A 21,600-nucleotide genomic window follows, 5' to 3' on the forward strand; every position below is an offset into this window, starting at 1 on the left:
AGTTAACCAAAATAATTCCAAAACATCCAAACACCCATAATTATCATCATTATGTTTTCAGTTAGGGATAAAAATCCTAGTGGTACACTACTGCCTCCACCAACACAAGCACATTTAAGCTCACGCTTTTCAAGATATACAGCTTTAAATACAGATATTGCCCCAATTAAACCTATAATTATTGCTATCGTAGCTGCTACTAGAGTGAAAATGCTAGCTATTATCCCTAACCCTACAAAAGCCTCTGCAAAAGCGTAAATATAAGCATAACGCACCCATCGCATAGCAACTAAATCATAAGTAATAAACTGCATTGAAAAGCTATTTAAATCCTGAAGCTTTAGCATTGCTAAGATAGATATACTAAATCCCATAAACAGCTTTATTACAGAACCTATTGTCACTGTATCAGTAAATGTATAATTAGTAGAAATAGCCATCAATAAAGCAATTACAAAAACTGCTATGACAGGCGTATATATTGTTTCTTTTTTAGGTTTATCTTCTCCTAAAAATGCTAAAAGGTCATCATATCCACCCACCATTTTATTATCAATAAAAGTCTGAGGTGTAGTTTTAACACCATACTTTTCTTTAAAAGCATCAGTTTCTTCTCTATTTTTTAAATGGTTATCTATAACTTCATAGCCATTACGCTTTAATAAATCTTTCGCCTTTATGCCATAAGGGCAAATATTTTTATCAGTAACCATTCGGTAAATAGTTGCTTTTTTTGATATGGCTTTATTATTCTTACCCATAGCTAGCTCTCCTTTATTCATATTTTTTTAGAAGGTTTATAATTTCTGTAATCTTAACTTGATGTAACTCTTGATTATTTTGACACTCTTCAAGGCAAGATTTCATATGCGTTTCTAAAATAGATAGCTCTATAGCTTTTAAGGCACTTCTAGCCGCCTTTATTTGTGTCATGATATCAACACAGTATTTATTTTCGTTAACCATTCGTTTAACAGCCTCTACCTGACCAGAGACTCTATTTAGCTTTCCTAAATGTTTTGTATGACATGGGTGCATCTTAAATGATCCTTTTGACTTAAATCTAAAAACGATTATATACCCTGATGGGGTATATAACAAATATTTAAGTAAAATATGCCATTAGAAAAATGAGGAGATTATTTTAGGTTAAATAGTAATTGTTCTAGCTTCGATTTAAAATATACCTCAAAACGCCTACATCCATAGCGATACTCTCAGCTTTTTCAACCACATTAGTACGCTCAACATGCTCTGTATAGGCTATAAACTTATCTGCAAAACCTGCTTCAAATAGTTGATAATCTGTAAACCCATCTCCTACAGCTATAACCTCACCTTGTAATAATTCTTTAGCCTTTTCAAATGCTACTAATTTTGAATCACAAGCACCATTAGAATTATCAAGAGACTTAAAGCTACCATCTTCGTTCCAATTAACCTCTACCGCATAAACATTTTTGCGTGGAATTTTTAAAGCTTTTGCAAACGGGGCTATGCTCTCAGTTAAACCTCCACTAAATATCCAAATTTTACAGCCTTTACTATAAAGTTCTTTGACAAAGTCTTCCATACCTCTAGTTAGTAAGCTAGGACAGTATTCTTTACCGAAAGCTTCTATACTAGCTTTAGTTGGACTTGCTATAGCTAACCTTTGCTCTAAAGATTCTCTAAAATCAAACTCCCCTTGCATACCAAGATTTGTAATTTTTTCTATTTCTTGAATTTTTTCCGGGCTATTTTTAAGTAGCGGTTCAAGTATCAACTCTAGAGACTCTCCCTTTATAAGAGTTGAATCAAAATCAAAAATTATGTTTTTCATATTAAAAATGTTGTTAGTATTGTGTGCTTTGTTTATATTATACAAACTATAAAAATATTTTTAGCATAAATACCTATGATAAATTACAAAGAAATGCCAAAAGGTGTTCTTCAAATAAATATAATCCAAATATTCTCAACTGTCGGATATGCTGTTTTAATGGGGTTACTTAACTTCTATCTAACAGACCATGGTGGTTTCACAAAGACAGAAGCCAACACTCTTACGGCGAGTTTTTTTGCTCTTAACTTCCTACTTCATTTTTTAGGTGGTGCCTTAGGTGGTAAATTTTTTAGTTTCAGAGGGTTATTTTTAATTAGTGTAGCGTTACAGGTTGTAAGTATGTTTATGATTGCTGAGCATCATCAAACAATTATAATCTATGGTATGGCTTTGTTTATAACAGGTGCTGGTTTAAATGTTAGTTGCCTAAACATGATGCTTACCCAACTGTTTAAATCAAAGGATCGCAATAGGCGAGTTGCTTTTTCGATAAACTATAGTTGTATGAATATAGGCTTTGCAGGAAGCTTTTTGCTTTCAGGAATTATCCAAAGTTATGGTGCATATACTATCGCATTCTATACTGCTGCAGGATGTTTAGCTTTCAGCATATTTCTTCATCTATTTAATTTTAAAAATGTTGAAGACAAAGACACTTATTTCCATAATAAGTTTTCAAAATCTATAGCTAGATATTTCTCAGCTCCTGCTGTTATTTTGGCTTGTTTTATTTTTTCAATATTTTTAATTAAAAATCCAGAGTACGGTAGTTTCTTAGTTATCGGTGTATTTGTGATGATTATAATATACCTTGTTTATACTGCCTTAAAACAAACTCCAGAATATCGCGAGAGAATATTTGCATTTATGATACTAAGCTCTGCTTGTATGGTTTTTGCTTTTGTACAAGGAATGCAAAGCTCAGCTTTAGAAAATTTTGTTGAATTTAACACTAACAAATCGCTATTTGGTATCACAATGCAACCCGCTACTGTAAATATTTTTGAAACCTTAGGCGTAATCGTTTTTGGTTTTCTACTAGCAATATTTGCAAAAAGAAGACTTGAGAATGGCACTACTTTAGCTCCAGGAAGCCTTATAACTCGAGGAATAGGACTATATATCGTAGCATTTTTAATGATCCCTTTAGGCATAATACTTGCTAATAAAGATACTGGTACTGTAAATGTGATATTCCCTATTCTATTACTTGTAATAGTTGCAGCTGGTGAGATTCATGTAAACGCAACAAGCTACGCTTTAGTTGGTGACTTAATCAAACCTATTCATCAGGGGATGTTTACTGGATATTTATTCGTGAATGTGGCTGTCGGCATTATTATTTCAGGGCCTGTTTCAAACTATGCTATTGGTAATGAAATTAGTGCCAAACACATCACAGCACTTGGTACTAATCCAATGTATTCAAATATTTTTATATCTTTGGCAGTAATTGCTATTGTACTAACTATTATATTCTTCTTGATATCAAAAAAAATAAATAGTGTGTTTAAAAGACTACACTCAACATAGTCAAAATAACTCTAACTTTTCCCTAAATACTATGTAATCAGAGCATTTTAGCTTATAATGCTCTTTTCATATAAAAAATATTCAACTTATTAATGACAAACTATATAAAAACTATGCCTAAAGGCGTAGTTCAAATGCATGTTATTCAAGTTTTATCACTAGCTGGTTATGCTATCTTAATCGGAATGTTAAACTTTTATCTTAGCAATGAAGCAGGTTTCACTAAAGTAGAAGCAAATACTCTAACTGCTAGCTTCTTTGCCTTAAACTTTCTATTACACTTTTTAGGTGGTGCTCTAGGTGGGCGTTATTTTAGTTTTAGAGGATTGTTTTTAACAAGCTTAATATTACAAGCTGTCAGTATGGTACTAATAGCTATGCCTCATGATTATGACGCTATCGTTATTGGTCTTGCGATATTTATCACAGGAGCTGGTCTAAATACAAGCTGTTTAAATATGATGCTTACCCAACTTTTTGATGCAAATGACTCTAGAAGAGAAATGGCTTTTTCTGTTAACTATACGGCTATGAACTTCGGCTTTCTTTGCTGCTTTGTGCTTTCTGGAATGCTACAAAGTTATTCAGCATATAATATTGCCTTCTACATAGCATCATTTTTACTTGTAATTGCCTCTGTTTTACAGCTTATAAACTTTAAAAATGTCAAAGATCACGATACTTATTTTTCTAAAGTTTTTTCTAAGAAAAAAGTTCGCTTTGCTATAATGCCGTCAATTATTATCCTTTGTCTTGGTTTTTCGTTAACACTAATCAAGAACCCTGAATACGGAGTTGACCTGATTGTTTCTGTATTTTTTATAGTTTTAATCTACCTAATTCGTTTAGCATTAAAGCAAGAAGGAATTTATCGCTCAAGAATTTTAGTCTTTTTAGCATTAGCATCAGCAGGCATGATAACTGCTTTTGTACTAGGTATGCAAACTTCCGCGATAGAAAACTTTGTAGAGTATAACACTACAAAAACGATACTAGGCATCCATCTTTCTCCGGCCTTTGTAAATTCTTTTGAAACTGTTGGCGTTATCGTGTTTGGTATAATACTTGCTCAGATAATTGCTAAAAAGAATGATTTAAATAAAGCCGTATATCCAACCACAAGTATAATTAGAGGCTTAGTATTTTATGTACTTGCTTTTTTAATAATTCCTTTTGGAATTTTAGTTTCAGGCAATGATGGTATGGTAAGTCTGATCATACCTATAGTAATGTTACTTATAGTCGGTGGTGGTGAGGTTCAAATCAATGCTACAAATTACGCTTTAGTAGGTAAACTTATCGAACCTAAACACCAGGGTTTATTTACAGGTTACTTCTTTGTAAGTGTGGCTGTAGGTGTGATTGCTTCAGGATATATGGCAAACTATACTATAGGTAATCAACTGAATTCTCATGAAATCACTGCCTTAGGTACAAACCAACTATATACAAACCTATTTGTAGGGCTATCAGTTTTAACTGCTGTTATTGCCGCAATATACTTCTTTGCCTCTAGAAAAATGAACAGAGTATTTGATAGTTCTTTATAACTAAAATTATAGTCTAATCATCTCAACTTTTACTTTTTTTCTAGTTAAAAATTGCTTATTATTAAGAATCTTTTTTATATAAAAATATCGGCTCTTAAATTATGAGTAATATATCTAAAAAACCTATTGTCTCCATTAAGAATTTATCTAAGCAATTTGAAGATGGTCATGTAGCTGTAGATACTGTAAACCTTGATGTTTATTCTAAAGAATTCTTTTCACTTTTAGGTGGTTCTGGTAGTGGTAAAAGTACTCTACTTAGAATGCTCGCAGGATTTGAAAAACCCACTGATGGTAAAATTATCATTGATGGTGTCGATATGTCAAATATTCCTCCATACAAAAGACCTGTAAATATGATGTTTCAATCGTATGCCCTATTTCCTCACATGAATATAAAGCAAAACATCATGTTTGGACTTAAACAAGAGAAATCCCTAAGAAAGGAAGATATTGAAAAAGCTACGAATTCTGCTCTTAAAATCATCAAAATGGATCATCTTGAAAAGAGAAAACCTCACCAGCTATCTGGTGGACAACGTCAAAGAGTAGCTTTAGCAAGATGTCTTGCAAAAAGGCCCAAACTTATACTACTAGATGAACCACTTTCAGCATTAGATAAAAACTTACGCGATCAAATGCAGTTTGAGCTTGTAGATATTCAAGAGCAAACAGGTAGTACTTTTATAATGGTAACTCATGATCAAGAAGAAGCTATGACTATGTCTACTCGTATTGGGATTATGTCTGATGGTTGGCTTGAGCAGGTGAGTCCTCCAAGTGAGATTTATGAATTCCCAAAAAGTCGTTTTGTTGCAAACTTCATTGGTAAAAGTGCTATATTTGAAGGTAAAGTTGAACAAATATCTAACAACAAAAGTATAATAACCTCAAACCAAGCCAACACTTCTTTTATATTAGAAAGAAATATTGAGGCTATAGAGAGTCAAGAGATATGGGTTGGGATAAGACCTGAAAAGATAACTATCAGTAAAGAAATGCCCAAAGATTATAACCCTCAGAATCCTATCAACTGCGTAAAAGGTATTGTAAAAGACATAGCGTATCTTGGTGGACTTTCAACATATCATGTTAAAACTTTAAACGGCATGATTGTAAAAGCTACCGATTTTAATATCGAAAGAAATGCTGACAATCCAACTTGGGAAGATGAAGTATATCTAAGTTGGGAATCTCAAAATATTATGGTGTTATATTCATAATGCAAAATTTACAAAAAAGTTTTCGACATACGCTAATCTATTTGGTGCCTATGGTATGGTTTTTAGTATTTTTACTAATACCTTTTATCTTTGTAATAGGTATAAGTTTTACATTACCTGCTGATGGTACACCACCTGTCACACATATTTTTGATTATAGTGATAGTACTATTCACTTCACTCTGTATCTTAGAAACTATCTTGAGCTTATTCACTATAATATTATATTTATAGCTCTTTTTAACTCTCTCAAAATAGCTATTGTCACAACGATATTATGTATATTAATTGGCTACCCAATGGCACTTGCTTTATCACGAGCAGAGAAAAAAACTCAGCTATTTTTTTTAATTTTAATTGTGATTCCGTACTGGACTTCTTTCTTACTTAGGACTTATGCTTGGGTAACTTTATTAGGTAATCATACATTTAATGAGTTTCTAATGAGTTTAGGACTACCGAGCATGGCTTTACTTTATAATGATTTTTCAATGTATCTTGGTATGGTTTATTGTTACCTACCTTTTTTAGTTTTGCCACTTTACAGCACTCTTATTAAGATAGATCCTACGCTATACGAAGCTGCTGAAGATTTAGGCTCAAAACCTATAAATTCATTTTTCAAAATCACTCTACCACTTTCTATGCCAGGACTTATAGCTGGTAGTTTATTGATATTTATCCCTGCTGTTGGTGAAGTGGTTGTGCCTCAAATTATGGGTGGTATGAACTCACTAATGATTGGTAATATTATTTGGGAAGAGTTTTTTACCTCAAACAACTGGGGTATGGCTGCAGCAATTTCTGTAGCCTTAATTGCAATATTGGCGTTACCGATATTGTGGATGCAACGAATACAAGTCAAAAAGACTTTTATATAAGGAGCTAGTATGAAAAAATTCTCATTTAGTAATATTATGCTTATGCTTGGCTTAGTATTTTTATATATCCCATTAGTAATACTTGTATTATTTTCATTTAGTGATTCAGAGATTATCAATCTATGGGGTGGGTTTACTTTTAACTGGTATCATGAAGCAATTCACGATACAGACATCATTAATGCAACTATTACAAGCCTCAAAATAGCAACTATTACTGCGGTTATTTCCACTTTTTTAGGAACTATTGTTGCTTATGCTATTACTAGGTTTCATTTTTTTAGAAGTCGAAGTTTTTTATATGGGCTAGTTGCTACCCCATTGGTATTACCAGATATTATACTAGGTGTTGCATTCTTGCTGATGTTTTCTGCTTTAGGGCAGTTTATCGGTTGGCCAACAGAGCGAGGAACTACAACAGTAGTTATAGCCCATGTAACAATGTGTACAGCTTATGTAACTATCGTAATGCAATCACGCATCGCTAGTGTAGATATATCTCTTGAAGAGGCAGCATTAGATCTAGGTGCTGGGCCTATCAAGACATTTTTCAGTGTCATGATTCCACAACTTTTGCCCGCCTTAATTACATCTGCTTTACTTACATTTACATTGTCTATAGATGATTTAGTTGTTACAGAATTTGTTGCTGGTAGTGATAACCCTACCCTGCCGATGTATATTTATTCAACAGTTAAAAATGGTCCTACACCAGAGATAAATGCTTTAGCTACTATTATGATAGCTATTATAGTGATTGGTGTATTAGCCGCTATGCTTATTTCTTCAAGATTTAAAAGAAAATAGCTCAAATAGATACAAGCAAAGCAAATACAATGAAAAGACTGTTGTTTTAATCATAGAGTAATCCCATGAAAATAGGAATCTTCTCAGCTTTTTTTGCACACTTAAAAAGATACTCGCCTACATCGTATAAGCTTTCTTTACTAACCCTATAAGCATAATATTCTCAGTTTTCCTTTTCATTATTATCTACCCTATGTAGAATGAATTTAGACACTTGAATTTAACTACTTAAGCTAAGGAGCTAATCATGTCTAAAAAAACAACTATGACTACTTCTGCAGGATGTCCAATAGCAGATAACCAAAATTCTCTAACTGCTGGTGAGAGAGGTCCTGTACTACTCCAAGACTACCAACTTATAGAAAAACTAGCACATCAAAATCGTGAAAGAATACCAGAGCGAGTTGTTCACGCTAAAGGTTGGGGTGCTTATGGTACTTTTAAAGTTACAAACCCAGATATTAGCAAATACTCTAAAGCTAAGTTTTTACAATCAAATAAAGAAACTGAAGTTTTATTAAGATTTTCAACTGTTGCAGGTGAACTAGGTGCTGCAGATAACGAGCGAGATGTAAGGGGCTTTGCGCTTAAGTTCTATACAGAAGAAGGTAACTGGGACTTGGTTGGTAACAATACTCCTGTATTTTTTGTGCGTGACCCTAAAAAATTTCCTGATTTTATTCACACTCAAAAACGCCATCCGAAAACAAACCTAAGAAGCTCTACAGCTGCTTGGGATTTTTGGTCATTAAGTCCTGAGTCATTACATCAACTTACAATCCTTTTCTCTGATCGTGGTTGCCCTAAGACACCTATGCACATGAATGGCTATGGTTCTCATACTCTTAGTTTAATTAGTGATGATAATAAACGCTACTGGGTGAAATGGCATTTTAAAACTCAACAAGGTCATGAGCATTATACAAACCAAGAAGCTGAAAAAGTTATTGGTAAAACTCGTGAAGGTTATCAAGAATCATTGTTTTACACTATTGAATCAGGTAAGTATCCTAAATGGGATGTTCAGGTGCAAATAATGCCTGAAGAAGATGCTGATAAAACTAGTTACAACCCTTTTGATCTAACTAAGGTTTGGCCACATAGTGAATACCCGATGATTGATGTTGGTGAACTTGAGTTAAATCGTAATCCTGATAACTATTTCGCCGAGATTGAGCAAGCTGCTTTTAGCCCTTCAAACATCGTACCAGGTATTGGTTTTTCACCAGATAAAATGCTTCAAGCTAGAATCTTCTCTTATGCTGATGCACATAGATATAGATTAGGTACACACTATGAGGCTCTACCTGTAAATGCTCCTAAATGTCCTGTACATCATTATCACAAAGATGGTTCGATGAGATTTTTTGATAATTTTGCAAAAAATTGTGATGCTTATTATGAGCCAAATAGTTTTAATGGTGCTACTGAAGACGATAAGTACAAAGAACCTCCACTAAAAATAAGGGGCGATGCAGACTACTATAACCATAGAATAGGTAATGATGATTATAGCCAGCCTAGAGCATTATATGAGCTTTTTAATAATGACCAAAAATCGCGTTTATTTATGAATATAGCTGAATCTATGCAAGGTGTACCTAAGCATATAATAGAAAGGCAATTAGCTCATTTTGAGAAAATCTGTACAACTTATGCTGATGGTGTGAAACAAGCTCTAAGTAGCTTAAGCTAATCAACTCTAAGGATAGATTATGAAAAAACTTCTTATTTTAACAACCCTTTTACCAGTTTTTGCATATTGTAATACTGAACCTTGGCAAAATTTCAACAAAGAGGAAAAACTTAAAAAGCTGTCTAAACTTCAGTATTCTGTAACACAAGAAGATGGTACTGAAAGAGCATTTCATAACAAATATTGGGATAACCATAAGCAAGGAATTTATGTAGATATAGTCTCAGGCGAGCCTTTATTTAGCTCAACAGATAAATATGAGTCTGGTACAGGTTGGCCAAGTTTTTCTAAGCCAATAAACTCTAAGTTCATAAAACTTAACAAGGATAGCAGCTGGTTTATGACTAGAACAGAAGTTAATTCAAAATATGGCGACTCGCATCTTGGTCATGTATTTAATGATGGACCAAAGCCCACTGGCAAACGCTACTGTATGAATTCTGCCTCTTTAAAATTCATTCCAAAAGAAGATATGGAAAAAGATGGTTACGGCGAGTACTTATATTTGTTTGATAAAAAAGCTTCAAATAAATAAATTCTAGAAGTTATTGCTAAGCTATCTTTTTTAATCTAATATTCTCATATATTTATTCAAAATTATAAAGATTCTTCTCAATCCAATGCAACAGTACGGCGAAACTTTACTCCAAGTATCATTATTCATATATGCGATACAATTTTTACCTCAAATAATACACAACCTCATAAATAAGAATAGCCTAGTAAATATAAGTATTCTCACACAATTTGGTATGTTATTTATAGTTCTATGTGACTTAGTCCAAGAGTTTCACAATGATGCACATTGGTCATTTATACTAATCCCTCTTATCTACTGCACTTGCTTAACTATACAACAACTTCAAATCTCGCTAAACAACCGTAATTTAAACCCAGTTATAAACCTTATGTATGCGATGCTACTATCTATTGCATTTCTAGCTATTAGATCTAATAATACTCTAGTACCTCAAACATCTATAGTTATAGAGTTAGCATTTAACTTTGCAATATGGGTTCCTCAGATACATAAAAACATCAAGCAAAAAAGATGTGATGGTTATAGTTTGCTATTTGTAGTTCTATCTCTTGTAGCGATACTCTGCGAACTTGCTAGTAGTTTAATTATTACGGATAATATTGTAATACATATAAATCTTATAGTTTGTTCATTCACAATCTGCTTTGTCCTATACCAAAAATTTTATTATAGGAATACTACTTTACAAACTCGATGAATAGATTTCTACTACTCTTGACCTTAATCTGCTTATTAGCTTTAAGTGCTCAGATAAAAATAAATATAATTCCAACAATACCTCTTACTTTACAAACTTATGCTATCTGTATGATTCTTATATTTGCACCTCTAGAGTTAGCAAGTATCAGTGTCTGTTTATATGTAGTACTTGGCACTTTAAATATCCCTGTATTTGCAGGTGGAGCTAGCGGTATAAATGTTTTGTTTGGATATACAGGCGGATATATATTAGGGTTTATTCTAGCTTCAACCCTCATTTATTTGATAAGAAATGTGAAGACCTTGCAATTAACCAAATCAAATATTTTCATTTATGCAATAATTATTCACATAATTATAGTCGCTTGTGGATTTCTTCAATTAGGACTTTTAAAAAACTTCACATTTAGCTTATATAATGGGTTACTACCTTTACTATTACCAGCTTTGATAAAATCAACAATAGTATTAATAACCTATCAACTATATAAGAAATTGAGGAATTATATAGACTAAACTTATAATACTAACTATCCCACTACCAAAGAGCTAAATGGTTATGATATTATAGTTAAATAAAACACAGACACACAAAATTATGTCAGGAAACACTTTCGGTAAACTTTTTACAGTAACTACTTGTGGCGAAAGCCATGGAGACTCTCTTGCAGCAATTATTGATGGTTGTCCAGCGAACATTGAAATCACAGAAGCTGATATTCAGCTTGAGCTAGATAGACGCAAACCTGGTCAATCAAAATTTACAACTCAACGCAAAGAGCCTGATGAGGTAAAGATTATATCAGGAGTATTTGAGGGGAAAACTACTGGTACGCCAATTGGCTTAATCATAAAAAATCAAGACCAAAAATCTAAAGATTATGGTGATATAAAAGACAAATTCCGCCCAGGCCATGCTGACTACACATACTTTAAGAAATATGGAGTTCGTGACTATCGAGGTGGTGGTAGATCTTCAGCTCGTGAAACTGCTATGCGTGTAGCTGCTGGGGCAATTGCAAAAAAAGTATTAGCTCATTTTGGAATTGAAATTTATGGTTACTGCTCTCAAATAGGTGAAATTAAAATTCCTTTTGCTGATAAAAACAATATCAATCAAAACTCTTTTTTTATCGCAAATAATGACTATATTGAAAAGTGTGAAAGTCTAATTCACAAAATTCGGAAAGAAGGTGACTCGATAGGTGCTGAGGTAACAGTAGTTGTTGATGGTCTCGAAGCTGGGTTAGGAAGACCAGTATTTGACAGACTTGATGCAAATATTGCTCATGCTTTGATGTCTATAAATGCAGTAAAAGCTGTATCTATAGGAGATGGTTTTGACTGTGTCGCTCAAAAAGGTAGTGAGCATCGTGATGAAATCACAAAAGAAGATGGTTTTTTAACTAACCATGCAGGCGGTATCTTAGGTGGTATCTCAAGTGGGCAAGAGATTTTAGCTAAAGTAGCCTTTAAGCCAACATCTAGTATTTTAAAGACTGGTAAAACGATTGATACTAACGGTGAAAACACCAATATAATCACTAAAGGTCGCCATGACCCATGTGTTGGTATCCGTGGTGTTCCTATTGCTGAGGCTATGCTTGCTTTAGTAATTATTGATGAATTTTTAATATCAAAAGCATACATATAGAAACTTATGAGTCAGCACGATTTTTATCAATTTCTTTTACACTGGGGCTACTTAGCTGTAGCTTTAGCAGTAATAATTGAAGGAGAGATATTTTTAATTATTGTAGGCATTACGACAGCTACAACTCTTTTTAATTATCCTTTAGTTATACTAGCTGCAACTGCTGGAGCTATATTTCACGATAATAGTGTTTTTATATTTTCAAAACTCACAGGTAGAAAATTTATAGAAAAAAGACCTCATTGGCAAAAAAAGGTGGATAGATCTCTAAGAATTATTGATAAATACGACTCTTGGGCAATTTTAAGTGTTAGATTTTTGTATGGGCTAAGAACAATAACTATTTTAATTATTGGTCTAGGTAATGTAAAAAAACTAAAATTTGTAGTCTTAGATGCTATAAGTAGTCTTATTTGGTCAACCATCTATATTACATTAGGGTACTTTTTTGGTCATGCTATACTAAAATTAGTTGACCATGATGATATTATTCACTGGGTCCGTGATAACAAAGGGTTAACTATATTTATAGTTTTACTACTTTCAAGTATTATATATATCAGCTACAGAATATTTAAAAATTATCTCAAAAGGCATAAATAATGAGTAGATTAGATCTTTTAAAAAAAAGCACCGGTTCAAAAACAAATACTCCTACTAAAAAGCCATCTAGTCGAGGTGGCCTGCTCGGAGGAGAAACTAAACATCATAACAAAAGAAAAGATGAGCTTGATGATGAAGACTTAAACTTAAATGATGATGACTTCCAGAATGAACTAAATGACTCTACTTCACCTGATTTCGATATTGATGATAATGATGATGAAAGTAATGAAGATGTAAATATTATTGAACTTGATATCGATCTTGATAACAATGAAGGACTAAATATAGAATCTGATTTACTCAGTGATGATGAAGACGATGAAACCTCAGAAGGTTCAAGTGAAGAACTAGAGCAGACTGATAATGATATAGAAAGTGATATATCAGAACGAGTTGAAGGGAAGGTTTTTGTAGACTATAGTGAAGATGATATTAAAGTAGAGGTTGAATATAACTTTGAGCATCGTGAAGAGGCTTATGATAAGCATGTAAAAGTGATACAAGATGGTGGACTTGAAATATCTGTAGCAAAAGTTCTTAACTTAGGCGATATTACTAGAGTATCGATTACTTTAAGTGAACTAAAAGAACAGGTTGGCTGTGAAGGTAGAGTGGTTTCTGTTTTTCCTCGTAACATTCGTGCTAGTGGTGATAAAAACCAATATAAATACATAGTTCAATTTATTGGTCCAAACGCTTCTGAGACTGAAAGAGTTCTTTCTAAATACCTTCTTGGTTTTAAAGGAAAATAACTCAAATGGCTAAATCTAAAACTATTTTCATCTGCCAAGAATGTGGTGCTAGCTCTCCAAGATGGCAAGGTCAATGTCATAGTTGTAATCAATGGAACACTCTAATAGAAGAAGTAAAAACTGAAACTTCAAAAAAGCCTATTGCTAGGTCAGGCTTTGCTGGTAGTGTAACTAAAGCAACTCCATTAAGTAGCATACAAGGCAAAGAGCATAGTCGCACCCAAACAAATATTGCAGAATTTGATCGCGTTTTAGGTGGTGGTATCGTTAGGGGCTCAGTAACTTTAGTAGGTGGAGATCCTGGAATTGGTAAGTCATCAATATTGCTACAAATCATGGCATACCTTTCTCAAGAGAAAAAAGTACTATATGTAAGTGGTGAAGAATCTCTTGAACAAATTGCACTTCGAGCAGAAAGACTTGATCTACGTAAAGATAAGCTACTAGTAATGTGTGAGACTAATATAGAGCTCATAGCAAACTACATAGTTACTCAAAAACCTGAGATAGTAGTTATTGACTCTATCCAAACAATTTACAATCCTGAACTTTCATCGATGGTTGGTGGTGTCTCTCAAGTTAGAGAATCATCTGCGTACATCACTCAAGTTGCTAAACAGCATCAAGTATCTGTATTTTTAGTTGGTCACGTCACCAAATCCGGTGAAGTTGCCGGACCTCGTGTCCTTGAACATATTGTTGATGCTGTGATATTTATTGAATCACAAGATAACGGTCGCTACAGAATGATGCGAGCTTTAAAAAATCGTTTTGGTGCTGTAAATGAAATTGGCGTATTTGCAATGACTGATCAAGGTATGAAAGAGGTCAAAAATCCATCTGCTATATTTCTAAACAATGGTCGTACAAACCTAATTGGTAGCGTAATAGTCTCTGTATGGGAAGGTACTCGCCCTCTTTTAGTTGAACTACAATCTTTAGTTGTTGAAAAAAATCAAAATCAACCACCTAAAAGGCTTTGTGTCGGTATAGATAGTAATCGCCTAGCCATGATTTTAGCTGTAATTCAACGCTATATGCATCTAGACCTATATGACAAAGATGTTTTTCTCAATGTGGTTGGAGGTATTAAAATCACAGAAACAAGTATAGATTTAGCTGTAATTGCTATTATATACTCTAGCTTAGAAGAAATTCAAATACCTCATAATATGCTGATAATGGGTGAAGTTGGTCTTTCTGGTGAAATTCGTCCTATCCCCTATGGCTTAGAAAGAATCAATGAGGCAACAAAACATGGCTTCAAGAAAATAATTGTACCAAAAGCAAATATTTCAAAGCTAACTAAAAAAACAAATGCTGATGTTATCGGTATTAGTAATTTAAAAGAACTTAAACAGTTAATAATGGATTTATAAAACTATGGAATTCCTACAAAGTCTAAACATTCTAGATATTTTCATCATTCTTAGTACTTTTATCATAAGCTTATTTGCTGCTGTTAAAGGTTTGATGAAAAACATCATTCAATTAATACTTATGATATTTGCTGTAGCACTAGCAGGTATTCTTGCTCAGAAAATTCAGTCTGCATATATTAATAACTTTATAGAAGACCCAAATACAGCTTACATAGTTTCTTTTATATTAGTTCTACTAGGAGCTTATTTAATTATATTTGGGGTTATGAAAGTTTTCTTCAAGAAAAATGAGGAAAAAGAGGGTTTATCTAACACTTTTTTTGCTTTTTTTATTGCTCTGATCAGGTATTTATTCGTCTGGGCTTTAATATGCTCAACGCTTAATTCTATCGATGCAGTGAAAGAACACAGTGTTTGGGAAAACTCACAGCTTAGACCTATACTTGTAAAAACCGGTAACTTTGCATATAACTCAAAAGTTAAAATCCAAGAAACAAACCTAAAAGACTATGTACCTAAAGATGTTACTGGTGGCTAACATGTGAAAGAGTAAACACATAGATCAGTCCCTGCATATATCTCACAAACATTTGAATTATCATACCCACATTTCAAGTTAGGTCGAAATAACTTGTTTACTACACAAGCTTGTCATTTCCACTCAAGTGGAAATCTCCCCCCAAGCTATCCACTTATAACCGCTTATTCTGTAATAAACATAAGGTATACCAAACTAGTATAATCAGAAATTTATATTAAAAAAAAATCATTTTTTTATCCAATTAAACTTGCACACTATGAAAAACTATTTATAATGGTGATTACTTAGGGTTATAAGTTCCGGCTTACTAAGGCTCATAAGTAAGTAAAAAACAAAATATAAAGATAAGGAAAATTATCATGAAAAAACAAACGCAAAAAGGTTTCTCACTTGTTGAGTTAATGGTTGTAATCGCAATTATCGCAATCCTAGCGGCAGTTGCAATTCCAATGTACTCTAACTATACTACTCGTGCTAATCTAGGTACTGACTTAGCTAAACTTGGCGGTGTTAAAGCAGAAGTTGCTGAAGGTATAGCAAATAACAATGGTTCTGCTACTGGTGTAACTGTAGATGCTTCAAACCTTCCTTCAGGTACTACTGTAGCTAATGGTATTATCACTTCCGACACAGGATCGATTGTATCTGGCACAAGTCTAATCTTGACTCCAACTGCTGGTAGTGGTGCAATAACATTTGCTTGTACCCATGGTGGTACTCTTTCTAGCTCGCAATTACCTGGTAACTGTGTTTAATAAATAAACTAATAGATTAAATCATACAACCGCTTTATGCGGTTTTTTTATGTTTATATTTTCCTACAAAAACTTCAAAACCCGTAGTCATTCCCTCGCAGGAGGGAATCTTTAAGATTTTATCAATATACTTGAGATACCGGCCTTCGCGGGTATGACCATATTTATATCCTATAATTACAAATAAATTGCACAATACACTTTTTACATATAAACTTTTAAAATAATATTTTATAAATATATATTGCCATGCAAACTCATTCACACAAACTAAAAGGCTTTTCATTAGTTGAGCTAATGGTTGTAATCGCTATCATCGCGATACTAGCTTCTATAGCTATGCCTATGTATTCTAACTATAAAGAAAGAGCTGCTATCACAGAGTCGTTTAATATAACGGGTGCTGTGAAAGCTCAAATTCAAGATGATATAAATAACGCTATGGACTTATCTAGACAATCTTATGATACACCTGAAGGGGTATCAGTAATTGATGCATCTCAAACAGGAGCTACAATTCAGATAAACCTTAGCGAAACATCTCCTGAGCATTTCTCGAATGCAAACGATCTTATCCGACTTACTGGAGCTGAAAGTGGTAGTGTTTTCTTATGGAGTTGTGCTTTTAATACGAATGCTTCAAGCCTAACTCTTCATAATGTTCCAAACACATGTGAAAACACCTTTAGTGCTTAATACTTCAAACACATTAAATATTTAAAAGTAATTTTTTAACTTCACCACTCAATAGTATAAAATACTAGCATAAACTTATACATACAAACTTTTATGCAAGCCTCATATTTTCTAAACAAAAACTACGATAATTTAGAGCTAAACATTCTTAAAAATGAAATTCAGAAATTAGCAGATTTCCTTAATAAACAAAGCTACCTTTACCATACACTAGATAAACCAATCATCTCAGATAATGATTACGACAAACTATTTCAAAAACTCCAACAACTAGTTGGGAAACACCTCCAGTTCAAGCCTGATAATTCGGTATTAGATAGAGTTGGTGGAGAGATTTTATCAGGTTTTGAAACTATCAAACACAAAAAGAAAATGCTTTCTTTAGCTAATGTGTTTAGCCTCGATGAACTAAGAAGTTTTTATGAGAAACTTGAGTATAAAGATATAAGCATTGAGTGTGAACCAAAGCTTGATGGGCTTGCGATAAGTATATTTTATAAAAATGGTGAGCTTGACTATGCTGTAACTCGTGGTGATGGCGTACAAGGTGAAAAAGTTACTGAAAATGTCAAAACTATTCGAAATATACCATTAAAACTAAATATGCCAAACCCTCCAGAAGAATTAGAAGTTCGTGGTGAAATCATCTTAGATAAGCAAAGTTTTCTTAAACTAAATGATTATATGCTACAAAATAACCAAAAAACATTTGCTAACCCTCGTAATGCTGCTGCTGGAAGTATCAGAATGCTTGATTCAAAAATAGTTGCTAAAAGACCTTTAAAACTATATAGCTACGGTATAGGATATTTCAGCGAAGATTTTAACTACCCTACTACTCAATTTGAGCTAATGAATCTACTAAACGATACTGGCTTTACTATTTCAGATAAAACCTTCTTAGCTAAAAACTTTACTGATGTAGAAAATTTCCTTGAGAAAATGACTCATCTGCGTGCAGATTTAGATTATGACATAGATGGTTTAGTTTTTAAGGTTAATAACATAAAGCTTCAAGATGCCATAGGCTATGTTGCTCGAGCTCCAAAGTGGGCTATAGCATACAAATTCCCAGCAGAAGAAGTTGAGTCAGAAGTTTTAAACATCGAATTTCAAGTTGGTCGTACTGGTGCAATCACTCCTGTTGCAAGACTAAAACCTGTAGCTGTAGGTGGTGTGATTGTCTCAAATGCTACTTTACACAACATCAATGAAATAAAACGTAAAGATGTCCGTATTAGCGATAGAGTGATTGTCAGAAGAGCTGGTGATGTAATTCCAGAGATTGTAAAGAGCTTACCTGAGTATCGTAAAGATAATACCACTCTCATACAAATGCCCACTAACTGCCCTATTTGTAATTCAAGTATTGAAAACATCAATGACCAAGCAATTTATAGATGCACCGGTGGCTGGCACTGTCAAGCTCAGACAACCGAGCGACTCAAACACTTTGTATCACGCAAAGCTATGAACATCGACAAACTAGGCTCTAAACTTATCGAGCAACTTGTGACAGCTAATCTCATCAAATACCCTGCTGATATTTACAAACTTAGCTTTAATGAGCTAATATCTCTTGAACGAATGGGCGAAAAATCCTCAAAAAATGTTATCGAATCTATACAAGCAAGTAAAAATTCAACACTTGCAAGATTTGTATTTTCAATAGGTATTAAAGATGTTGGCGAGGTTTCATCAGAAGCGTTAGCAAATCATTTTTCTAACCTAGACAATATCCGTAAAAGTAACTATGAAGAGCTTGTAGAAGTTAAGGATATTGGTGAAATTATGGCAACTAATATTGTTAATTTTTGGCAAGATGAATTAAATAACTTTATCGTTGATGAGCTTTTAGCTACAGGCATAAATATCATCAACCCTGAAATCATAGAGCAAACTCTAAACGATAATTTCACAGATAAAACTATAGTTATAACAGGTACATTTGAGGACTTTAATCGTAATCAACTAACTCAAGATTTAAAGTCAATGGGGGCAAAAGTTACAGGAAGTATTTCTAAAAAAACAGATATATTAATTTGTGGAGACAATGCTGGAAGTAAGCTTGAGAAAGCTCAAAACCTTGATGTCACAATAATCACAGAAACTCAGCTTAGAGAAATGTTATGAGCACTTTAAAACCCAAAAAGCTTATAAAAGGTGATGTGATATTTATTGCTGATAAATCAGAAACTAATATATCTTCTTTATCTTCTGGATTTAGTGGTGTTAGTTTTTATCATTGCGGTATATATATTGGTAATAATAAAATAATTGAAGCCGTTACTTATCAAGGAGTTATTGAAGCAAATCTTGATAAGTATAAGTCAAACAAAAAGCTAGTAACTCGTACAAACCTAGATTCCTATACACTTGAAAGAATTGTTATTAAAGCTAGATCATTTATTGGGCTTAAATATAATGATCTTTTTTTACCAAATCAAAATAATGCACTTTATTGCTCTGAACTTATACATGAGGCTTTTGCTAGAATTTTAGGTAAACCATATTTTCAAGAGCAAACCTTAAACTACTACTGTCTAGAAACTCACAAAATATCAAACTATTGGCAAAACCTATATGCTGAGCAAGGTCTAGAAGTTCCTCAAGGAGAAAAAGGTTCTCATCCAAATAATTTATCGCTAGATGAAAAGTTTATAGAAAAATTTTTTACTTATTGAACTTACATTCTTTCTGGTATCGAGATGCCTAGCAAACCAGTGGCTATAGTCATAGCTTTTACTGTAGCAGCACATAATGCCACCCTGCTAGACTTAAGATCTTCATCTTCAATGCTTGCTATTGGAGAGTTTACGTAAAATTTATTAAAAGCATTCGCTAGTGAATATGCATATTCACAAATAAAATGCGGCTGTGAATTTTCATAAGCTTTAGCAACAGCAATAGGAAATTGTAATAATTGCAGTTGAAGCTTTTCTTCTTGTTCAGTAGTTGCGGCTCTTATAGTGTTGCTAGAGATTACATCACTAAGATTACAATCATCACCAAAAACTTTACGCAAAATAGACTTTGCTCTTACTGCTGTATAAAGCAGATATGGACCTGTTTTACCTTCATACTGAGAAAACCTCTCTAAATCAAAAACATAGTCATTAGAGTACACATTCACTAAATCACCAAATTTTATAGTTGCCATCGCAATTTGACTAATAAGTTCTTGATTGTCTTCTTCTGGCATCCTATTTTTCACACAATCTCTAGCTTGCTCAATTAAGTCCGCTAAACGCATCACCCCACCTTCGCGGGTCTTAAATGGTTTACCATCTTTACCATTTACAGTACCAAATGCAACATGCTTTAGCTGACATTCTTTACCAACAATATTAGATTTATGAGCCACTGCAAAAACTTGCTTAAAGTGTAATGATTGCCTTTTATCTACAACATATACAATTTTAGTTGGCTTAAAATCTTTCTCTCTTTGACATAATGTAGCAAGATCAGTAGTCCCATACATCACACCGCCATCTCGTTTTATTAAGATTAAAGGAGGTATATTTTCAATACCGGTATCAACAACCCAAGCACCATCATCTTCTTGTGCATAACCTTCCTGCTTTAGAGATTCTATCATTTGAGATATGTATTTATCAGCATCACTCTCGCCAAGCCATAAATCAAACTTTATGCCAAGTGAATCAAAATCTTGTTTAACAGCTTCTACAGATATTTTCACAAAATGTTGCCATAATGCTACATACCCTTTTCTGCCCTGTTGAAGCTCAAAAGTAGCCTGTCTTGCTTTCTCCATCTCAACGATATCAGACTTACATCTTTTTGATGCTTGAGGATAAATTTCCGCTAACTCCTTTACCGTTACGGGAGACTCTTTAGGATACTCTCCATTGTAGTTTTCATCAAAATAGATTAATTCTGGAAACATGAGTTTCACTTCTTCTATAAGCATACCCATTTGAGTACCCCAATCTCCTAAATGCACATCAGAAGTTACATCATTATCACAAAACTTATAAATTTTTTGTAATGAGTCACCAAGTAATGCTGAGCGAATATGTCCTACATGCATTGGCTTTGCGACATTTGGCCCACCAAAGTCTAATACAACCCTTTGTTGCTTTTCAGGTTTTTTAAAGCCAAATTTCTCACTCTTATAAAAATCATTACTCACTTTTGCTAAAAACTCAGCAGATAATGTCATATTTATGAAACCAGGCTTTGCAACTTCTAGCTTAGAAAAAATAGTTTTGTCCTCTATATTTTCCACAATTTCTTCCGCAATTATAATTGGAGCTTTTTTAGCAAACTTAGCTAAAGGCATCGCCCCATTGCATTGAAAATGTCCTACACCTTCTCTTGTAGATGTAACAGCCCGAGCAAAACTCTCAGCATAATTTAGTTTAGCAAAACTTTTTTGTAAGATTTCAGAAAGATAATCTTCTATATTCATTATGTTATCCAAAAATTTGTATTTATG

The 21,600-nt window shown here is 33.3% G+C and carries 22 protein-coding genes; 18 read left to right on the plus strand and 4 right to left on the minus strand.

Annotated features, from left to right (window positions below; translation table 11 throughout):
* Positions 1-2 precede the first annotated feature (2 nt).
* The 3 genes from CDH04_RS06625 to CDH04_RS06635 form a co-directional block, all read right to left on the minus strand.
* Complete coding sequence (locus tag CDH04_RS06625; protein ID WP_112870921.1) at positions 3-761, minus strand: MauE/DoxX family redox-associated membrane protein; 759 nt, start codon at positions 759-761, stop codon at positions 3-5.
* Positions 762-774: 13 nt separating this feature from the next.
* Positions 775-1,038 (minus strand): metal-sensitive transcriptional regulator, encoded by a 264-nt coding sequence (locus CDH04_RS06630; protein WP_112870276.1) that lies wholly within the window; start codon positions 1,036-1,038, stop codon positions 775-777.
* 127 nt (positions 1,039-1,165) lie between these two features.
* Positions 1,166-1,822, minus strand: a complete 657-nt coding sequence (locus tag CDH04_RS06635) for an HAD-IB family phosphatase (RefSeq protein WP_112870277.1) — start codon at positions 1,820-1,822, stop codon at positions 1,166-1,168.
* Positions 1,823-1,897: 75 nt separating this feature from the next.
* Between CDH04_RS06635 and CDH04_RS06640 the strand changes: the two genes are divergently transcribed.
* From CDH04_RS06640 to CDH04_RS06725, 18 genes are all read left to right on the plus strand, one after another.
* Positions 1,898-3,358 (plus strand): MFS transporter, encoded by a 1,461-nt coding sequence (locus tag CDH04_RS06640; RefSeq protein ID WP_112870278.1) that lies wholly within the window; start codon positions 1,898-1,900, stop codon positions 3,356-3,358.
* Between the two features lie 134 nt (positions 3,359-3,492).
* A complete protein-coding gene (locus CDH04_RS06645; protein ID WP_234393392.1) occupies positions 3,493-4,908 on the plus strand; it encodes an MFS transporter in 1,416 nt (471 codons plus the stop codon).
* Between the two features lie 101 nt (positions 4,909-5,009).
* Entirely contained in the window at positions 5,010-6,131 is a 1,122-nt protein-coding gene (locus CDH04_RS06650) for an ABC transporter ATP-binding protein (protein ID WP_112870280.1), read from the plus strand.
* Entirely contained in the window at positions 6,131-7,012 is an 882-nt protein-coding gene (locus tag CDH04_RS06655) for an ABC transporter permease (RefSeq protein ID WP_112870281.1), read from the plus strand. The genes CDH04_RS06650 and CDH04_RS06655 overlap by 1 nt, the downstream gene beginning before the upstream one ends.
* Positions 7,013-7,021: 9 nt before the next feature.
* Positions 7,022-7,819 carry an ABC transporter permease gene (locus tag CDH04_RS06660; protein ID WP_112870282.1) on the plus strand — a complete coding sequence of 266 codons (798 nt, stop codon included), beginning with the start codon at positions 7,022-7,024 and terminating at the stop codon, positions 7,817-7,819.
* Positions 7,820-8,066: 247 nt separating this feature from the next.
* A complete protein-coding gene (locus CDH04_RS06665; RefSeq protein WP_112870283.1) occupies positions 8,067-9,515 on the plus strand; it encodes a catalase in 1,449 nt (482 codons plus the stop codon).
* A gap of 19 nt (positions 9,516-9,534) precedes the next feature.
* Positions 9,535-10,050: a peptide-methionine (R)-S-oxide reductase MsrB gene (msrB, locus tag CDH04_RS06670; RefSeq protein WP_112870284.1), complete on the plus strand. Its 516-nt coding sequence runs from the start codon at positions 9,535-9,537 to the stop codon at positions 10,048-10,050.
* Positions 10,051-10,135: 85 nt separating this feature from the next.
* A complete protein-coding gene (locus tag CDH04_RS06675; protein ID WP_112870285.1) occupies positions 10,136-10,753 on the plus strand; it encodes a PQ-loop domain-containing transporter in 618 nt (205 codons plus the stop codon).
* Positions 10,750-11,271, plus strand: a complete 522-nt coding sequence (locus CDH04_RS06680) for a biotin transporter BioY (protein WP_112870286.1) — start codon at positions 10,750-10,752, stop codon at positions 11,269-11,271. The genes CDH04_RS06675 and CDH04_RS06680 overlap by 4 nt, the downstream gene beginning before the upstream one ends.
* 82 nt (positions 11,272-11,353) lie before the next feature.
* Positions 11,354-12,409, plus strand: coding sequence for a chorismate synthase (gene aroC / locus CDH04_RS06685; protein WP_112870287.1), 1,056 nt, complete (start codon positions 11,354-11,356; stop codon positions 12,407-12,409).
* Between the two features lie 6 nt (positions 12,410-12,415).
* Positions 12,416-13,012 (plus strand): DedA family protein, encoded by a 597-nt coding sequence (locus CDH04_RS06690; protein WP_112870288.1) that lies wholly within the window; start codon positions 12,416-12,418, stop codon positions 13,010-13,012.
* Entirely contained in the window at positions 13,012-13,767 is a 756-nt protein-coding gene (locus tag CDH04_RS06695; protein WP_112870289.1) for a PilZ domain-containing protein, read from the plus strand. The genes CDH04_RS06690 and CDH04_RS06695 overlap by 1 nt, the downstream gene beginning before the upstream one ends.
* A 5-nt stretch (positions 13,768-13,772) precedes the next feature.
* Positions 13,773-15,146: a DNA repair protein RadA gene (gene radA / locus CDH04_RS06700; RefSeq protein WP_112870290.1), complete on the plus strand. Its 1,374-nt coding sequence runs from the start codon at positions 13,773-13,775 to the stop codon at positions 15,144-15,146.
* Between the two features lie 4 nt (positions 15,147-15,150).
* Positions 15,151-15,687: a CvpA family protein gene (locus tag CDH04_RS06705; RefSeq protein ID WP_112870291.1), complete on the plus strand. Its 537-nt coding sequence runs from the start codon at positions 15,151-15,153 to the stop codon at positions 15,685-15,687.
* 362 nt (positions 15,688-16,049) lie between these two features.
* The gene (locus CDH04_RS06710; protein WP_112870292.1) at positions 16,050-16,445 is read left to right on the plus strand and encodes a pilin; all 396 of its coding nucleotides are present in this window, start codon (positions 16,050-16,052) and stop codon (positions 16,443-16,445) included.
* 249 nt (positions 16,446-16,694) lie between these two features.
* Positions 16,695-17,141, plus strand: coding sequence for a prepilin-type N-terminal cleavage/methylation domain-containing protein (locus tag CDH04_RS06715; RefSeq protein ID WP_112870293.1), 447 nt, complete (start codon positions 16,695-16,697; stop codon positions 17,139-17,141).
* 93 nt (positions 17,142-17,234) lie between these two features.
* The gene (ligA, locus tag CDH04_RS06720; protein ID WP_112870294.1) at positions 17,235-19,274 is read left to right on the plus strand and encodes an NAD-dependent DNA ligase LigA; all 2,040 of its coding nucleotides are present in this window, start codon (positions 17,235-17,237) and stop codon (positions 19,272-19,274) included.
* Positions 19,271-19,825: a YiiX/YebB-like N1pC/P60 family cysteine hydrolase gene (locus CDH04_RS06725; protein ID WP_112870295.1), complete on the plus strand. Its 555-nt coding sequence runs from the start codon at positions 19,271-19,273 to the stop codon at positions 19,823-19,825. The genes ligA and CDH04_RS06725 overlap by 4 nt, the downstream gene beginning before the upstream one ends.
* A gap of 2 nt (positions 19,826-19,827) precedes the next feature.
* Here the strand turns inward: CDH04_RS06725 and argS are convergent, their stop codons facing one another.
* Positions 19,828-21,573: an arginine--tRNA ligase gene (gene argS / locus CDH04_RS06730; RefSeq protein ID WP_112870296.1), complete on the minus strand. Its 1,746-nt coding sequence runs from the start codon at positions 21,571-21,573 to the stop codon at positions 19,828-19,830.
* Between the last annotated feature and the right edge of the window lie 27 nt (positions 21,574-21,600).

The organism is Francisella adeliensis, from assembly GCF_003290445.1.
Classification (GTDB): Bacteria; Pseudomonadota; Gammaproteobacteria; order Francisellales; family Francisellaceae; genus Francisella; species Francisella adeliensis.

Excerpts from the sequence above, each read along its gene's own strand:
- CDH04_RS06625 (WP_112870921.1), bottom strand. The coding sequence starts at position 761 with ATGGGTAAGAATAATAAAGCCATATCAAAAAAAGCAACTATTTACCGA.
- CDH04_RS06630 (WP_112870276.1), bottom strand. The coding sequence starts at position 1,038 with ATGCACCCATGTCATACAAAACATTTAGGAAAGCTAAATAGAGTCTCT.
- CDH04_RS06635 (WP_112870277.1), bottom strand. The coding sequence starts at position 1,822 with ATGAAAAACATAATTTTTGATTTTGATTCAACTCTTATAAAGGGAGAG.
- CDH04_RS06640 (WP_112870278.1), top strand. The coding sequence starts at position 1,898 with ATGATAAATTACAAAGAAATGCCAAAAGGTGTTCTTCAAATAAATATA.
- CDH04_RS06645 (WP_234393392.1), top strand. The coding sequence starts at position 3,493 with ATGCATGTTATTCAAGTTTTATCACTAGCTGGTTATGCTATCTTAATC.
- CDH04_RS06650 (WP_112870280.1), top strand. The coding sequence starts at position 5,010 with ATGAGTAATATATCTAAAAAACCTATTGTCTCCATTAAGAATTTATCT.
- CDH04_RS06655 (WP_112870281.1), top strand. The coding sequence starts at position 6,131 with ATGCAAAATTTACAAAAAAGTTTTCGACATACGCTAATCTATTTGGTG.
- CDH04_RS06660 (WP_112870282.1), top strand. The coding sequence starts at position 7,022 with ATGAAAAAATTCTCATTTAGTAATATTATGCTTATGCTTGGCTTAGTA.
- CDH04_RS06665 (WP_112870283.1), top strand. The coding sequence starts at position 8,067 with ATGTCTAAAAAAACAACTATGACTACTTCTGCAGGATGTCCAATAGCA.
- msrB (WP_112870284.1), top strand. The coding sequence starts at position 9,535 with ATGAAAAAACTTCTTATTTTAACAACCCTTTTACCAGTTTTTGCATAT.
- CDH04_RS06675 (WP_112870285.1), top strand. The coding sequence starts at position 10,136 with ATGCAACAGTACGGCGAAACTTTACTCCAAGTATCATTATTCATATAT.
- CDH04_RS06680 (WP_112870286.1), top strand. The coding sequence starts at position 10,750 with ATGAATAGATTTCTACTACTCTTGACCTTAATCTGCTTATTAGCTTTA.
- aroC (WP_112870287.1), top strand. The coding sequence starts at position 11,354 with ATGTCAGGAAACACTTTCGGTAAACTTTTTACAGTAACTACTTGTGGC.
- CDH04_RS06690 (WP_112870288.1), top strand. The coding sequence starts at position 12,416 with ATGAGTCAGCACGATTTTTATCAATTTCTTTTACACTGGGGCTACTTA.
- CDH04_RS06695 (WP_112870289.1), top strand. The coding sequence starts at position 13,012 with ATGAGTAGATTAGATCTTTTAAAAAAAAGCACCGGTTCAAAAACAAAT.
- radA (WP_112870290.1), top strand. The coding sequence starts at position 13,773 with ATGGCTAAATCTAAAACTATTTTCATCTGCCAAGAATGTGGTGCTAGC.
- CDH04_RS06705 (WP_112870291.1), top strand. The coding sequence starts at position 15,151 with ATGGAATTCCTACAAAGTCTAAACATTCTAGATATTTTCATCATTCTT.
- CDH04_RS06710 (WP_112870292.1), top strand. The coding sequence starts at position 16,050 with ATGAAAAAACAAACGCAAAAAGGTTTCTCACTTGTTGAGTTAATGGTT.
- CDH04_RS06715 (WP_112870293.1), top strand. The coding sequence starts at position 16,695 with ATGCAAACTCATTCACACAAACTAAAAGGCTTTTCATTAGTTGAGCTA.
- ligA (WP_112870294.1), top strand. The coding sequence starts at position 17,235 with ATGCAAGCCTCATATTTTCTAAACAAAAACTACGATAATTTAGAGCTA.
- CDH04_RS06725 (WP_112870295.1), top strand. The coding sequence starts at position 19,271 with ATGAGCACTTTAAAACCCAAAAAGCTTATAAAAGGTGATGTGATATTT.
- argS (WP_112870296.1), bottom strand. The coding sequence starts at position 21,573 with ATGAATATAGAAGATTATCTTTCTGAAATCTTACAAAAAAGTTTTGCT.